The organism is Paraburkholderia sediminicola, from assembly GCF_902859805.1.
Lineage (GTDB): Bacteria > Pseudomonadota > Gammaproteobacteria > Burkholderiales > Burkholderiaceae > Paraburkholderia > Paraburkholderia sediminicola.
Window position 1 is genome coordinate 368,303 of the sequence record NZ_CADIKC010000009.1, and the last position, 14,820, is coordinate 383,122.

The 14,820-nt window shown below is 64.0% G+C and carries 12 protein-coding genes; 8 read left to right on the plus strand and 4 right to left on the minus strand.

Annotated features, from left to right (window positions below):
• Positions 1–1,299, minus strand: a complete 1,299-nt coding sequence (locus R8871_RS28705; RefSeq protein WP_175053499.1) for an acyl-CoA dehydrogenase family protein — start codon at positions 1,297–1,299, stop codon at positions 1–3.
• Entirely contained in the window at positions 1,296–1,547 is a 252-nt protein-coding gene (locus R8871_RS28710) for an acyl carrier protein (RefSeq protein ID WP_115782767.1), read from the minus strand. Before R8871_RS28710 ends, R8871_RS28705 begins: the two co-directional genes overlap by 4 nt.
• A 309-nt stretch (positions 1,548–1,856) precedes the next feature.
• Here R8871_RS28710 and R8871_RS28715 point away from each other — a divergent pair, with 309 nt between their 5' ends.
• The 8 genes from R8871_RS28715 to R8871_RS28750 all read left to right on the plus strand — a co-directional run bounded on the left by R8871_RS28715 (position 1,857) and on the right by R8871_RS28750 (position 12,033).
• Positions 1,857–2,390, plus strand: coding sequence for a GNAT family N-acetyltransferase (locus R8871_RS28715; RefSeq protein ID WP_175053500.1), 534 nt, complete (start codon positions 1,857–1,859; stop codon positions 2,388–2,390).
• 103 nt (positions 2,391–2,493) lie between these two features.
• Positions 2,494–4,011 carry an O-antigen ligase family protein gene (locus tag R8871_RS28720; RefSeq protein WP_175053501.1) on the plus strand — a complete coding sequence of 506 codons (1,518 nt, stop codon included), beginning with the start codon at positions 2,494–2,496 and terminating at the stop codon, positions 4,009–4,011.
• 11 nt (positions 4,012–4,022) lie between these two features.
• Positions 4,023–5,201, plus strand: coding sequence for a glycosyltransferase family 4 protein (locus R8871_RS28725; protein ID WP_175053554.1), 1,179 nt, complete (start codon positions 4,023–4,025; stop codon positions 5,199–5,201).
• Positions 5,195–6,352, plus strand: a complete 1,158-nt coding sequence (locus R8871_RS28730; RefSeq protein WP_407673225.1) for a glycosyltransferase family 4 protein — start codon at positions 5,195–5,197, stop codon at positions 6,350–6,352. The genes R8871_RS28725 and R8871_RS28730 overlap by 7 nt, the downstream gene beginning before the upstream one ends.
• 15 nt (positions 6,353–6,367) lie before the next feature.
• Positions 6,368–8,743, plus strand: coding sequence for an NHL repeat-containing protein (locus tag R8871_RS28735; protein WP_175053503.1), 2,376 nt, complete (start codon positions 6,368–6,370; stop codon positions 8,741–8,743).
• Between the two features lie 12 nt (positions 8,744–8,755).
• Positions 8,756–9,883, plus strand: a complete 1,128-nt coding sequence (locus R8871_RS28740; RefSeq protein WP_175053504.1) for a glycosyltransferase family 4 protein — start codon at positions 8,756–8,758, stop codon at positions 9,881–9,883.
• Complete coding sequence (locus tag R8871_RS28745; protein ID WP_175053505.1) at positions 9,880–10,851, plus strand: glycosyltransferase family 2 protein; 972 nt, start codon at positions 9,880–9,882, stop codon at positions 10,849–10,851. Before R8871_RS28740 ends, R8871_RS28745 begins: the two co-directional genes overlap by 4 nt.
• A gap of 24 nt (positions 10,852–10,875) precedes the next feature.
• Positions 10,876–12,033: a glycosyltransferase family 4 protein gene (locus R8871_RS28750; protein ID WP_175053506.1), complete on the plus strand. Its 1,158-nt coding sequence runs from the start codon at positions 10,876–10,878 to the stop codon at positions 12,031–12,033.
• A gap of 64 nt (positions 12,034–12,097) precedes the next feature.
• Here R8871_RS28750 and R8871_RS28755 read toward each other — a convergent pair whose 3' ends face one another.
• Both R8871_RS28755 and R8871_RS28760 read right to left on the minus strand, forming a co-directional pair.
• Positions 12,098–13,558 carry a flippase gene (locus tag R8871_RS28755; protein ID WP_175053507.1) on the minus strand — a complete coding sequence of 487 codons (1,461 nt, stop codon included), beginning with the start codon at positions 13,556–13,558 and terminating at the stop codon, positions 12,098–12,100.
• 153 nt (positions 13,559–13,711) lie between these two features.
• The gene (locus R8871_RS28760) at positions 13,712–14,812 is read right to left on the minus strand and encodes an acyltransferase family protein (RefSeq protein ID WP_175053508.1); all 1,101 of its coding nucleotides are present in this window, start codon (positions 14,810–14,812) and stop codon (positions 13,712–13,714) included.
• Between the last annotated feature and the right edge of the window lie 8 nt (positions 14,813–14,820).

Genomic DNA, 14,820 nt, shown 5'->3' on the forward strand with positions numbered 1-14,820 from the left:
TCAGGCTCTCCCCGGGGCGGCAGGACGTTGTGCGAGCAACAGGCTCGCCGTGTTCTGCGCAATGCGGTCGTTATTGATCATTAGCGGCGCGGAGTAAAGGTCGCGCAGATGCCGTCCCACGCTGTATTCCGTGCCGTTCTTGTAGCCCGCCATGCCGCAGATCATCAGCACTTCCTGCACGACCTGCAGCGCGGTGGTCGAGATGCTGGTCTTCAGCGTGTTCATGTCGGAAGCGAAACCGAGCATCGCCGAGAGCGGCGCGTCGGCCTGGCAGCCGCCGTGTTTCGCATGATGGGCGGTGCGCGCCGCTTCGAGCGCGACCGACAGGCGCGCCTGCATCATCTGCAGCAGGCCGACCGCTTCGGCGAGGCGCAAACCGGCCGGTGGAATCGAGCCGGGCTTCGAGCGGGCTTGCGCACGAAAGAAGGCTTTCGCGCGATTCACCGCGTCGCTGGCCACGCCGGTCCATACCGAAGCCCACAGCGTGTGCGAGACCGGCAGCATGGTCTGATCCGCGATATCGGCGAAGGGCGTCGGCAGGATCTGCTCGGCGAGACCTGTGGCGACGAGCCGGAAGCCCTCGCTGCAGGTGCCGCGCATGCCCATCGAATCCCAGCCGCCGCGCTTTTCCAGCTGCGTTTCTTCGCGTAACGCGACGATCAGCACCTGGTCGGCCGCGGCCGACTCGGCGGTGCGGCGCGCGGTGACCAGAATGCCGTCGGCGTGCGCGCCGTATGAGATCGTCGGTGCGAGCTTTTCGATGCGAAAGCGCTGCTGGCCGTGCTCTCCATCGAGTTCGACTGAGCAGGCGCTGGTGCGCATGTTGCCGCCGATGGTTTCCTCAGAGGTCGCCGAAGCCAGCAGCCATTGATGTTCAACCAGTTGCGCGAGCAACTGCCTGTGCCATGCCGACTCGCTGCCATACGCCTCGATGCAGGCGACCTGGATCTGGTGCATCGCGTACACCATCGCAGTGGAAGCGCAGCCTTGTGCAAGCGTTTCGCAGATCGCAGCGATATCCGCGAGCGAGAGCCCTTCGCCGCCGAACGCGGCCGGCACCATCACCGACAACAACCGTTCGCGCTTGAGCGCCTCGAATGCTTCGTGGGGAAAGCGCGCTTCGCGGTCCACCGAATCGGCGAACTGCGCGGCCACGGCGGCGCAACGCTGCGCCGCGGCGCGCCAGCCTGGTTCGGTTTCCACCGCGCTCAGCACGACGCTTGCGCTGGCAGGCTGTTCCGCAGCGGGGTCGGCGAGCGGCGCCGCCACCGCGGCCGTGTCCAGCAGCGGGGCGTTCATGCTGCCGCCTTCGCCTGTTGCAACTCGGTGACCGCGGCGGCCATTGAATCGATGCTCGAGAACAGCCGGCGCGTCAGCATGCGGTCCGGAATCTCGATGCCGAATTCGTCTTCGATGGCCAGCATCAGATGCACCGTCGCGAGCGAGGACAGGCCCGCTGCGTATAGATCGGCGTCGTCGGCCAGGGTATCGGGCGAAACGTCAAGACGTGCCGATTCGGAAAGGATGCGTCGCAATGCGCTTTTCATAGTGATGTGCCCCCTTGGTGGGTCGAAATAGTTCTTAACTGTCGCTTGACTCTGTTGTTTGACTCTGTGGCTTAACTCGCACTTGAAGGGTGAAGGGCCCGTCGTTCTCCGGCTCAAGCGCCGCCGTGCTCCGTTGCCTCGTATTTAAGGATCGCGAAAGGCTAGCGTCAGTGCGATTCCGCACGGAACCACGCGGTTTGCGGACGTACCGTGTAGCCATGCAAGACAACGGGGCCTGCCTGTTGAGTTGGCCCATCGAAGGCTGACCCATCGAAGCCTGCGTCGTTAAACACATCGCTAGGGAACGTGATGAACTGGAAAACGCTGGAATTCGAACAGCTCACCGCGCGGGAGTTGTATCTGATATTGCGGGCGCGCAGTGCGGTCTTCGTGGTCGAACAATCGCATGTGTATCTGGACGCCGATGGCCACGACGAAACGTCGTTGCATGTCTTCGCGGTCGAGGACATGTCGCGGCCCATGCCGATCCTGGCGTATGCCCGTCTGCAACCAGGCGACGCCGAAGATCCGGAAATCGTCATCGACAAGGTGCTGACCAGCCCGCTGCGGCGTGGCGATGGCACCGCCGGATTGCTGATCGAACGGGTGCTGCATGCGATCGCCGAACACTGGCCGGGCCGTGCCGCGCACGTCACGGCGCCGATCGGGTTGCGCGGCTTTTACGAGCAATTCGGCTTTCGCAAGACGGAAGGCCCGTATCTCGAACACGGCGAGCCGTTTATCGGGCTCACCCGTCAGCCGCGTGGCGGCCAGCCGCTGTTCGGCAGTCTGCGCCGTGAACGCGATGGGGTTGCGTTCGTGAACACGTTCGAGTTGCTGTGACGATGCGCACGTCTGGCAAGCGACACCAGGAGACGACCGCAAGCCGTGCGATACGACGGACGGCCGGGCGCGTCGCGTGGCTGTCATGGCCGGGGGTTCAGCCATGATGAGCATACCTTCCACGATGGTGCGCCCGCCGCCCGCGCGGCCGGACTCGCCTGCCGCAGCGCCGTCGCGCGCGGCTGCGACGGTGCGCGGCGGCATACGCCATCCCACGTATCTGCCGATCGCGCTGTTCGCCATTACGCTGTTGCTGGTCGTCCTGCACCAGGGGCGGCTGGTCGAAATGTTCTACCCGGTTGGGTCCTTCCTGATTGCGCTGCGCTTCTACCGGCGCTCACCGGCGCACTACCTGGGTTTCGTGTGCTGGTTGTTCTTTCTCTCGCCGGAGGTGCGGCGGCTCGCGGACTTCGTGAACGGATCGTTCAATCCGAAAAGCCCGGTGATGATCGCCCCGATGCTCGCGGTCGCGCTGTCCGGATGCGCGCTCATCACGAATTTCCGTGCGCTCGGGCAGCGTCGCACCATGCCGCTCGTGCTGATCGTGCTCGCGCTGTTCTATTCGTATCTGGTCGGCATGGTGCAGGTGGGACCGGCTGCGGCGACGTTCACGCTGGTGAACTGGCTGTTTCCGGTGCTGGTGGCGTTTCGTCTCGTCGTCACCTGGCAGGACTATCCGGACTATCACCGCGTGCTGCTCAAGACGTTCGTCTACGGCGGTCTGGTGATGGGCCTCTATGGCGTGATCGAGTATCTGTCGCCGCCGCCGTGGGACATCTTCTGGCTGATTGCATCGCAGATGGAATCTGAAGGGCACCCGGTGCCGTTCGGGATGCGCGTAAGCAGCACGATGAACTCTTCAGGCCCGTTCTCGCAGACGATCATGGCCGTGCTGCTGATGTCGCTCGCTGCCCGTGGCAGGATGCGCGTCGCCACCGGACTGATGGGCATCCCGGCGTTGATGTTCACCTCGGTGCGCAGTGCGTGGGGCGGTCTCGCGATTGGCCTCGTGTACCCGCTCACGATGCTGGACGGTCGCAGCCGGCTGCGGCTGATCGGCGGGGTACTGGGCTTTGCGATGCTGTGCGCGCCGCTTGCGATGGTCGATCAGGTCTCCGAAAACTTCATGCAGCGATTCAACACAATCCAGGATCTCGGTCATGACAATAGCTACCAGGTCCGCGCGGAGCTCTACAAGCAGTTCATCTCGGTGGCGTTGACCGACATCGCCGGGCAGGGACTCGGTATGACCGGGCTCGGCACCAAACTGTCGAGCGACGATTCGCTTCAGTTGACCGTGGTCTTCGATAGCGGTCTGCTGGAAGTGCCGTTCGTGATGGGATGGCCGGGTACGCTGCTGTACACGACCGGCATTGTGATGCTGCTGTGGCGGGCCTTCCGGGCAAGCCGACAGCGCGCGAGAGACCGCTTTGCGATTTCCGGCGTTGGCGTCGCGATCGCGATGTTCGCGATGATGGTGTTCGTCAATACATTGATCGGGCTGCCGGGGATGTTCTTTTTCGTCGGCGTGATATTGCCGGTCATCGGCCTGCGTCACGCGCGGGAGGCACACGCTGCCGGGCCGGCTGCGTCGGTGCGACTCGCGGAGGAAGGGCGATGAGCGGCAACGCAATGCGCATCCTGATCGTGACGCACCAGGTGACGAAAAATGACGGCCAGGGGCGCGTCAACTACGAAATTGCCCGCGCGGCGCTTGCGGCCGGGCATGAGGTGACGTTGCTCGCGTCGCGGGCTGCGCCGGAGCTGCTGAATCATCCACGCGTGCGGTTCGTGAAGATCGGTGAGAGCCGGCTGCCGACGCGCCTGATCCAGTATCAGGTTTTCGCGTGGCGTAGCGGTGCGTGGATCCGCGCGCACCGAAAAGCGTTCGATGTGATCCATGTGAATGGTTTTATTGCATGGGCGCGCGCCGACGTGAACGCGGTTCACTTCGTACACGACGGCTGGTACCGCTGCGGCTTCTATCCGTTCCGTTTCTTCCATGGCCCGTATCACGCGTATCAGGTCGTCTACACAAGGCTCAATGCGTGGTGTGAGAAGTGGGCGTTCCGGCATGCCGAGGTCGTCGTGCCGGTGTCGGAGAAAGTCGGCACTGAGGTGTGCTCGCTCGGTATCGACACAGCGCGGCTTCAGGTGATCTACAACGGCGTCGATACCGATGAATTTGCGCCCGGCGCGTCGCAGCGCGAGCATTTCGGCTTACCGCAGGCGCCGTTCATGCTGTTGTTCGCCGGCGATCTGCGTGTGTCGCGCAAGAATCTCGACACGGTGTTGCGGGCACTCACCGCGACACCCACGCATGTGCATCTGGTGGTCGCCGGGATTCTGCGCAACAGTCCGTATCCCGCGCTGGCTGCCTCGCTCGGACTTGAGGAACGTGTGCACTTTACTGATCTGGTCACGGATATGCCCGCGCTGATGCGTTCGGTCGATGCCTTTGTGTTTCCGTCGCGTTACGAACCAATGGGGCTGGTATTGCTCGAGGCGCTGGCGGCGGCGTTACCGGTTGTCACCGTACGGACGGCGGGCGGGGCCGAAGTCATTGCAGCCGACTGCGGCATCGTACTCGAGCATCCGGACGATAGCGTCGCGTTAGCCGCGGCGATCATGCGTCTTGCCGACGATCGCGCGCATGCGCGGCAGATGGGACTCGCCGCGCGCGAACTGGCCAGAACGCTCAGTTGGCAGGCAATGGCGAGCCGCTACCTGTCACTCTATGAACGGCTCGCCGCACGACGTGCGGTGAGCGCAATGGCGACTCCACGTGCCACGGTATCGGTGGAATCATGAGCGCATCGATCGATTCGCTGCAGATCGGCATGCATTGGTTCAACGAACGGCCGGGCGGACTTGACCGCATGTTCCTGGCCTTGATCGAATCTTTGCCAGCGCAAGGCGTCAGCGTGCGCGGCATGGTTGCCGGCACACCCGGCGTGTTCGAGGCGTCGGGCGGCCGCGTGCACGCTTTCGCACAGGCAAACGCACAACTCGGCAGACGTCTGTGGCATGCGCGCGCACAGTCGCAAAAGCTCAGGGACGCGCGCATGCCCGATGTTGTCGCCACGCATTTCGCGCTCTATGCCGCACCGACCGCGGGCGTGTTCAGCGGTGTGCCCAGAGTTGTGCATTTTCATGGACCGTGGGCCTCGGAATCCGGAATGGAAGGGCGCGGGCGGCTGTCACGCATAACGCGGCATGCGCTGGAGCGCATCGTGTATCGAGGCGGAACGCGTCATATCGTGCTGTCGCATGCGTTCGCTGACATTCTGCGAACCCGCTACGGTGTGCGCGAGGACGACATCCGCGTGGTGCCTGGCTGCGTCGACGTCGGCCGCTTCGATACCGGCCTCACCAGACGGCAGGCGCGCAAGCGCCTTGGCTTGCCGCAAGACCGGCCTTTGTTGTTCTGCGTCCGGAGGCTCGTGTCGCGCATGGGGCTCGAAGACCTGATCGATGCGATGTTCGTGGTCAAGCAGACCGTGCCCGACGTACTGCTGACGATTGCCGGAAAGGGGCCGCTCGAACCACAGTTGCAGGCACGCATCGTCGCGCGAGGGCTGGAGCGGCATGTGCGGCTTGCCGGTTTTGTGGCCGACGCTGTGTTGCCGCTGTGGTATTGCGCGTCGGACATGACGGTGGTGCCGACCGTGGCGCTCGAGGGCTTCGGACTGACGACGATCGAATCGCTCGCTGCCGGCACACCAGTGCTTGTTACGCCCGTGGGTGGTTTGCCGGAAGCGGTTATGCCTCTGTCGCCCGATCTGGTGCTCTCGTCGAGCGGATTTCAGGCGCTTGGCGGCGGGATAGCCGATGCCTTGTCAGGAACGCGCGTATTGCCCAGCGCGCAAGCTTGCCGGGACTATGCGCGGGCGCACTTCGATCATCCGGTGGTGGCAGCGCAAGTCGCACAGATCTATCGCGAAGCGATAGACGCGTTCTGACGGCGCGAGGCGCTCATGCGACGCGTCGCCCGACGAACGTTCGAACGGATCGCTTGCGCGGGTGCGGTGTTGTTGCCGGTGCTTGCGTTTTATGTCGCGCTCGGGTCGGGTGAGGCTGCGCTCGGGCCGGCCGTATTCGCACAAGCGGCGGCGAGCGCCACCGTCGCCAGCACGAACCTCGCGCCGGCTTCTGTCGCCGCGCCCTTATCGCTGTCCTATCGCACCTCGTGGATCGGCAACACATGGGGTTTCGCCAATCAACGCTGGGTACAGATCGACGTGCAGGCGCTCGCCGTCACGCCGGAAGGCGACGTGTACACGAATGCGCCGTGGGACGAAGGCGGCGGCGAGATTGGCCACTACCGCGACGGACAGTTGATCGGTTACGGCGGGCAATCGCACGGCTGGGGAATGCTGGGCGGCGACGCGATTGCCGTGAACGACGACTATGTGTTTGCCGCACAACTGGTTGTGAGTCTGGGCAACGACATGGCGGCGCAAAAGCATCTGCCGCCCGAAGGGGTCGTGTGGTACGGCGTGTCGCGTCGCCGCCGTGCTGACTTTCGCGAGGGTGCGCCGTTCGAAGGCGAGGTGAACTGGCCCGGCAGCCCCCTCGCGTTGCGTGTGATCACCCAATCGTCGAGCGCCGAGGACTATGCCATATGCGGTCTCGCGGCGGACTCAACCAGGCTCTTCGTGTCGAATCAGCACGATAACCGCGTCGAGATCTTCGATGCACGCTCGATGCAGCCCGTCGGCAATTTTCCGGTGCGCGAGCCGGGGCGGATTGCTCTCGCACCCGACGGCACGCTGTGGATCATTGAGCGCAGCCGCACAGACGGCGCTCGACGCATCGCTCACCATGCACGCAATGGCGCACTGCTCGGCACGCTGAGCTTGCCACCCGGCGCAGAACCGGCCGACCTGACGCTGGATTCGCACGGCCGGCTGCTGGTCGCCGACAACGGTCCGCGCCAGCAGATCCTGATCTTCACCGCCGTGCCGCGCGCGCCCGCAGGCGCTGCGGCGAGCGCCGCCAACGGGACACACGAGGAGGCTTCCATGCAGTTGTCAGCCACCCTGGGCGAAGCAGGCGGTATCTATGCGGGCCGTGCCGGCGCGCCGGGACCGTTGCGTTTCAACGGGCTGACGGGTGTGGGTGTCGATCGCGCGGGCAACGTGTATGTATCGATGACCGGCGCGGGACCGCGCGGCTTCGTGCCCGGTCCTGGCAACACCGATGGCGCGCTGATCGAGAGCTATACACCCGGCGGCAAGCGGCGTTTCAGCCTGCAAGGGCTGCTGTTCGTCGATGGCGCGCAGTTCGTCGACGGCGATCCGCCTGCCGTGTATAGCGGCACCAAACGCTTCACACTCGACCTGTCCCGCCCGCCCGGGCAGGAATGGTCGTATGCCGGCTATACCGTCGACCGTTTCCGCTATCCGTATGACCCATTCCTCAATCTGCGGCAGGGGCAGCGTGGCATGCCGCTCGTACGCGATATCGACGGACGGCGCCTGCTCTACACAGTCGACATGAACGGCACCTGGTTGCGCATCTATCGTTTTGCGGCTGACCGGGAGACAGCGATTCCATCGGGTTTTGTCACGCAATCGCATATCGACGGCGCATGGCCGCCCAACCAGCCGCCCCATGGTGGATGGATCTGGCGTGATACGGCGGGCGAGGGCCGTTTTGCCGCGAGCGACTTCGATCAGGATGCGGCGCGAGACGATGGGCCGCCGATGTCCGGCTGGTGGGTCGACAGTGCGGGCGCGATCTGGCAGGGCACCCAATCGCAAGGCATTCGCCGCTTTCCGCTGAAGGGCTTCGACCGTAGCGGCAACCCGATCTACCGATACGCGGCGATGCAGCGCTACGCGATGCCTGCGCCTTTTAACCGGATCGCGCGCCTGAACTACTTTCCCGCCGACGACACGATGTTTATCTCCGGTTCGACCCGCGAGCACCCGTTCGTCGAATACAACTGGAATGGCACCGGTTCGTTGCTCGCGCGTTACGACCACTGGACAAGCGGCAAGCCGACCTTGCGTTACGCGATCGAACTGCCCGACCAGGGGCCGCCCACGCCGATATCGTTAAACGGTTTTGCCGTCGCTGGCGACTATATCTTCGGCGTCGAAACCGAGACCGCCACCGTGCGCGTCTACGAGCGCGACACCGGGCGCGAAGCGGGACGTCTGAAACCGGGTCCCGAAGTCGGGGCGGCCAGTGGCTGGATCGATTCGGCGATGCCGATTACCGCGCACCGGCTTGCGAGCGGCGAATACCTCGTGTTCGTCGAAGAAGACGCGCATGGCAAGGCACTGATGTACCGCTTCACACCGGCGGCCCGTGCGCTGACGAGCGCCTCGAACAATCACAACTGAGCTCGCATCGATATGAAAATCGTCCACCTTGCCAATCACGCGCAGAACGTCGGCAACGGCATCGTCAACATGATGGTCGACCTTGCCTGCATGCAGGCGAAGGCCGGTCATGAGGTGACGGTCGCTTCCTCGGGCGGCGGCTTTGAGGCCTTGCTCGAACAGTACGGCGTGCGTCATGTGTTGCTGCCGCAATCGCGCCAGCCGTTGCGGGTGCCGTCGATGCTGGCGGGCTTCAACCGCCTGCTCGCGCAGTGCGATCCGGATGTGGTGCACGCGCACATGATGACGGGGGCGTTGATCGCGCGCTTCGGCGCCGTGCGGCGACGCTATGTGTTGATCACGACTGTGCATAACGAATTCCAGAAGAGCGCCTCGCTGATGCGCTTCGGCGATCGCGTCGTGGCGGTCAGCAAGTCGGTGGCGGCGTCGATGGCGTTGCGCGGGGTGCCGGAGGAACGTCTGTCGGTAGTGCGCAATGGCACCATTGGCACACCGCGTTTCGCCGGCGTGCCGATACCCGCTTCCCCGCAACTGGCACACCCAAGCATCGTGACGGTGGCCGGCATGTACGAACGCAAGGGTATTCAGGATTTGCTGCGCGCGTTTGCGCAGTTATGCGAACGGATTCCGTCGGCGGCGGTGTATCTCGTCGGCGACGGTCCGGACCGCGCTGTCATGGAGACCCTGGCGCAGGAACTGGGTATTGCACATCGTGCGCACTTCACGGGCTTTGTTGCGAATCCGCGCGCGTATCTGGCCGAGGCGGATGTGTTCGTGCTGGCCTCGCATAAGGAGCCAGGCGGTCTCGTGCTGTGCGAAGCACGCGAGGCGGGCTGCGCGATCGTGGCGACCCGCGTCGACGGCAATCCGGAAATGCTCGACGACGGCGAGGCGGGTCTTCTCGTGCCGCCATCGACTCCGCAGGCGCTGGCCGACGCGATCGAACTGCTACTGACGGACCAGGTGGCACACGCCACCCAGGCCGCCCGTGCGCGGCACAACCTTGAGACCTTCCACGTGGAGCACGTATGCGATGCGTATCTGTCGATCTACGAACAGACGCTCGACGCATGCCGGCCGCATCGCCACGTGTTGACGCAAGCGCGGCGCGTTGTGTCGCCTGACGGGGTCGTGCGATGAGTACGATCATGCAACCCGTGGCGCGAGCTGTCGACGCCGAAGCGAGCAGCGCGCAGGATGGCGTCCGAAGCGCGGAACCCATATTCGCCGCCTTCGCCGTCTGCGTGACGACGATGAATCGCACCGAAACGCTCGCTGCGTGCCTCGACACCATCGCGCGTTGTGTGCCGCCCGCCGCGTGTATTGTCGTCAGCGACGACTCGCCAGACCCTGCGATGCGCGCGGCCAACGCGGCCGTCGTCGCGCAGCATCCTGGCGTTATCTGGCTCGAGGGCCCGCGGCGCGGCGTGTGCGCGAATCGCAACAACGCGGTGCGCCATTGCCTCGCCCACGCGCCGCATTGCGAGTACGTGTCGTTCGTCGACGACGACGTGCAGATCGCCCCTGATTTCTTTGCCGTCGCGCGCGCGCATCTTGCCGCGTTGCCGCCTGAGCGTCGTCACAAGGTGATGTTGACGGGTGGTTCGTCGAGCGGCGAGGAACATCCCGCATGTCATCCGTTGAAACTGTCGTTTGCGGGCTATTTCACCGCGGCCGACGAGCCGCAGTGCGTCAACATTCATGCGGCTGTGTTCCCGTTAGCGCTCTTCGAGCGCAACGGCTGGGACGAGAACATTTTCTTCGGCATTGAAGATGCCGAACTGTCGCTGCGCGCGCTCAAGAACGGCTACTCGATCGATCTGTTGCCCGCGCTGCGCACTCGCGACACGCTGCCTGGCGGCGGCGTAATCGAGTGCACCCCTGGCCGGTATGGCATGTCGCGTTATCAGCTGTATTGCGAAGCGGCACGGCTCTACGTGGGGGTGAAGCGCTACCGCGTGATCGATCCGAGTCTGCCGAAATACCTCGCGTTCGTGACACTGTATTTCACTCACCTGACGGTTTATCTGGCGAAGCGCCGCGCACTTTCGTCGCTGCTGCCGATTGTCCGGCTGTCGAATGTATGGCGTGCGACCACGGTCCAATAAAACTAACTTCCTATCTGCCACGCGATGAACATCCTTTTCACGATTCACCATAACCTGAGCCGCAACGCGGGTGCGCCCGGTGTGACCGTCAAACTCGCTGAAGCCTTGCGTGCGCGCGGCCATGACGTACGGATTTTTTCGCACGACGACGTGAAAGGCATCGGCGGCATTGGGCGTACGATGCTGTTTCCGTGGATCGTGCTGGGTCATGTGCTTGCGCATCCCGAGTACGACGTGCTTGACATGTCGTCGGGAGATGGCTGGCTGATCAACCTCGCAAGGCGCGCGAGCGGATGGCGGCGGCACCAGTTGTCGGTGACCCGCAGCCACGGCATGGAACCTGTGGTGCACGAGGCGTTTCTCGATGCCTGGCGCACAGGCAACGTGGAAAAATCATGGAAATACCGCTTCTATTATGGTGGATTGCGGCTATGGGAATGCACGAAGTCGTTCGAGTGGGCTGACGTCGCGATGCTGCTGAACGATACCGAGTGCACGTTCGCAGTATCGAAGCTGCGTTTTAGCGAAACGCGGGTGGTAAAGATCGACAACGGGATCGACGAGACGTTTACGTCAATTGCCCGGACGGCGTTGAATGAAGCGAAGGCCGAGGCGGCGGTCCCGCTAAATCTTGCCTTTATCGGCCGCGCCAACTACTGGAAAGGCATCGATACGCTGGCGACGGCCGTTGGTCCGCTGTTCGAGCGCAACCGCGGCGTCACGCTCACTTTGCTCGGCACCGGCGAGTCCGCTGAACAGACGCTCGCGCGCTTTCCAGAAAGCGCGCGCGAACGGATCACGGTGATGCCGGCTTACGACAACGCAAAGCTGCCGGAACTGCTTGCACCGTGCCACATTCTCGCGTTTCCCTCGATCTACGAAGGATTTCCGCTCTCGCCGCTCGAAGCGATGGCGTGCGGGCTCGTACCGGTGGTGTCGAATATTGGCGGCCTGCGTGCTTATGTGCGCAATGGCGATAACGGCGTGATCGTGCCGCCCGGCGACGCAACGGCGCTCGGCGCCGCCATCCAGTCGCTCCTCGACGACCCCGCGTACTGGGCAGTACTGCAGCGGCGCGCGCGGGAAACAGCGCTCGACTATTCGTGGGCGAACGTCGCGGATCGCTTCGAGTTGCTCTACGCGTCGCGTCTACGGCGGCGTGCTGCGCCAGTCGCCGCATAACGCGCGCTGGCCGACGCTACGGCGTCGGCCGCGCGCGACGACTGACCCACCATCGCGGCGCCCCTTAGCTGGCGAACACCCACAAGCGCGTCCACACTTTGCGCACCATCGCGCGCAGTTCACTCGACACATGCAATGACCAGCCGAGGTTCGCGGCTGCCAGCACGAGGGCCGCCGCAATCAGCACGGGCAGTGCGCCGATCGACGCGGCGAGCACGCCCGCCACCACAAGAAACGACAGATGGGCCAGCATATTGCCGACGATCGCCCCCACATGCAGCCGCGAGAAATACAGAAACGCCGAATAGTCGAACAGCGCTTTGACCACGACGACCGTAGCGGCGCCCACGATGCCGAACGTATGAATCGCGAGCCATAGCGCGCCGACGAACACCGGCAACTGAATCCAGCTCACGCGCGCGACGTCGGCGGGATTTCCCTGCGCCTGAATCAGAATGCCGAGAATGCTCGATTGACCCGCGAGCCACACGCCGATGATGAGAATGCGGCCGACCGGCGCACAGGCCGTCGCCATCGACGCGCCGAGCCAGATCGTGAGGAATGGCTCCAGCGCGAACAGCGCGACGATCACGCACGGCGTGAACGCACCGTTCAGAAACGCCAGCGCGCCACGCGCCAACTGATCGGCGTTTTCCCGCGACGACGCCGACAGACGTGGAAACAGTGTGCGCAACATCGCGCCCGGCAAGATGTTCAAACGGCTTACCAGGTTTTGCGGCGTGGCGTAGTACGCGACGAAGCGCGCGCCGAGCATCGAGCCGACCAGTACGCGATCGAGCGTCTGCGAGATCATGCCGGCGCCGGAAAACAGCAGTAGCCAGCGGCCATAGCGAAACAGCTCGGCAACCGCCCGCCATTCCGGCTTGCCCACCCGCTTGAGCTTCAACGCTCGCCAGGTCGCGATGCCGAGCAGGACGGCGGCGATCAGCCGCGCGCCTACCGCAGCGGGAATCACCACCGCCAGCGAGGGCGAAAAACAGTAGATCGCCACGAGCGGCAATACCTGGAAAAGGATCGTGCCGATTGTCTGATTGGTGTTGTAGCTGGCAAAGCGCTCGACCGCCGTGATCGCGCCGGCGAAGACCCACGACACGTTGGCGAGCGGCACTGAGATTGCGATCCACGGCAGGCTTGCCATCACTTCACGCTGAAACGCCGGTTCGATCTTCACGCCGTGTTCGATATACAGGAACGCGCCGAAGTACACGATCAGGCCGCCAACTATCCCGGTGGCGAGATTCAGCGCGCACGCGCTCCAGAAAATCCGCTCGACTGAACCGTCGTCGGCATCGCGCACTTTGGCAATCTGATTTTCGGTGGCGAGACTGGTGCCCAGATCAAGCACGCTGAAATAGCCGATCAGCGCCCACACCAGGTTGATGACCCCATAGCGTTCGACGCCCATCAGGTGCAGGTAAGCCGGTACGGTCGCGAGCGAGATGAAGGTCGGAACGATCGATCCCGCGAAGTTTATCGCGATGTTCTTCAGAATGCTTTTTTCCATGGCTTGGCTTTGCAGCAGATGATGATGGTGGACGGCGAAGCGGCCCATGCGACTGGGCTGTCAAGGCGATCGCGATGGATCAGCGTGCCCGTCGCAGGGCGCTTTGTCGGTGCGCAGCCGCACACCGTCGGGCTGGCTTTCGCCGGGCCGATGTCAGGCCGTGGTGGATGCCGCAGATGGTGCGGATGGCGTGGACGTGGCCTGCCTCGGCTGCGCCTTGACGAACGCGCGCCTCAGTCGTTCAGACGGCTCGTCGACATAGCGATAGATGAGCCAGGATACCGCGGCTACGGCGACGATCATCAGCACAATCCACGGCATCCGCGCGGCGCGCGACAGATGCAGGCAATGTTGCAGGAAGATCGGCAGGGCCGCGCCATGCACGAGATAGACTTCATACGACAGGTTGCCCAGCATCCGGTCGGAGCGTGTGCCCGCTCGCCGCACGGTCGCCATCGCATAGGGCACGAGCAGTAGCGCGAGCAGGCCGTTAGCCTGCGCGTTGTACTGGCTAAGCGGACCGGAAAAGCTGCCCCACAGGAAGAGTTCGCGTGCGTGCGGCAGCGCGATGCAGCCGACCAGCAGCAGCGCGGCGCCCAGCAGACTGGCCTGCGCCTGGCCGCGGGCCGGCCGCCAGCCATGACGGGCTGCCAGCAAACCGCACAGGAAGAACCCGAGATAAAGCGGCAGCGTGCCGGTTGTCGGACGCAGGCCATAGATCGTGAAGAGCACCGCGAGGCCGGCGGCCGCGAAGCCGTATAGCGCGAGACGGCCTGTCGAGCGATGCGTCGTGCGATCGAGCAGCCAGATGGCGAGCGGGGCGAACAGATAGAACTGCAACTCGATATCGAGCGACCACACCGTCGGCACCACATTGGCAGGCGCGCTGAGCTGCGCATAGCCAAGCAGAACCAGATGCGATACGTAGAAATTGAGCGAAGCCGGCGACCAGTCGCTGGGCAACTGGAACGCCAGCCAGCCGAGCGGATGCACGCACAGCGCAAGCACCGCCAGGGTTGCGTAGAACGCCGGGAACAGCCGCCAGACGCGCGACACGAGGAAGGTGGTGTAGGGACGGTCGAGCGACGCGTACTCGCTATGCCACATCTGATAAATCCAGTAGCCGGAGAGCGCGAAGAACAGGTAGACGGCGGCCGCGCCGAGCGCCAGTGGCAACACGTGACTGACAAAGACAGTGCAGGCGAGTGCGAGACGGAATGCGCCAGGCGGCATAACCAGATTGCGTGTGTTCATCACAAGTC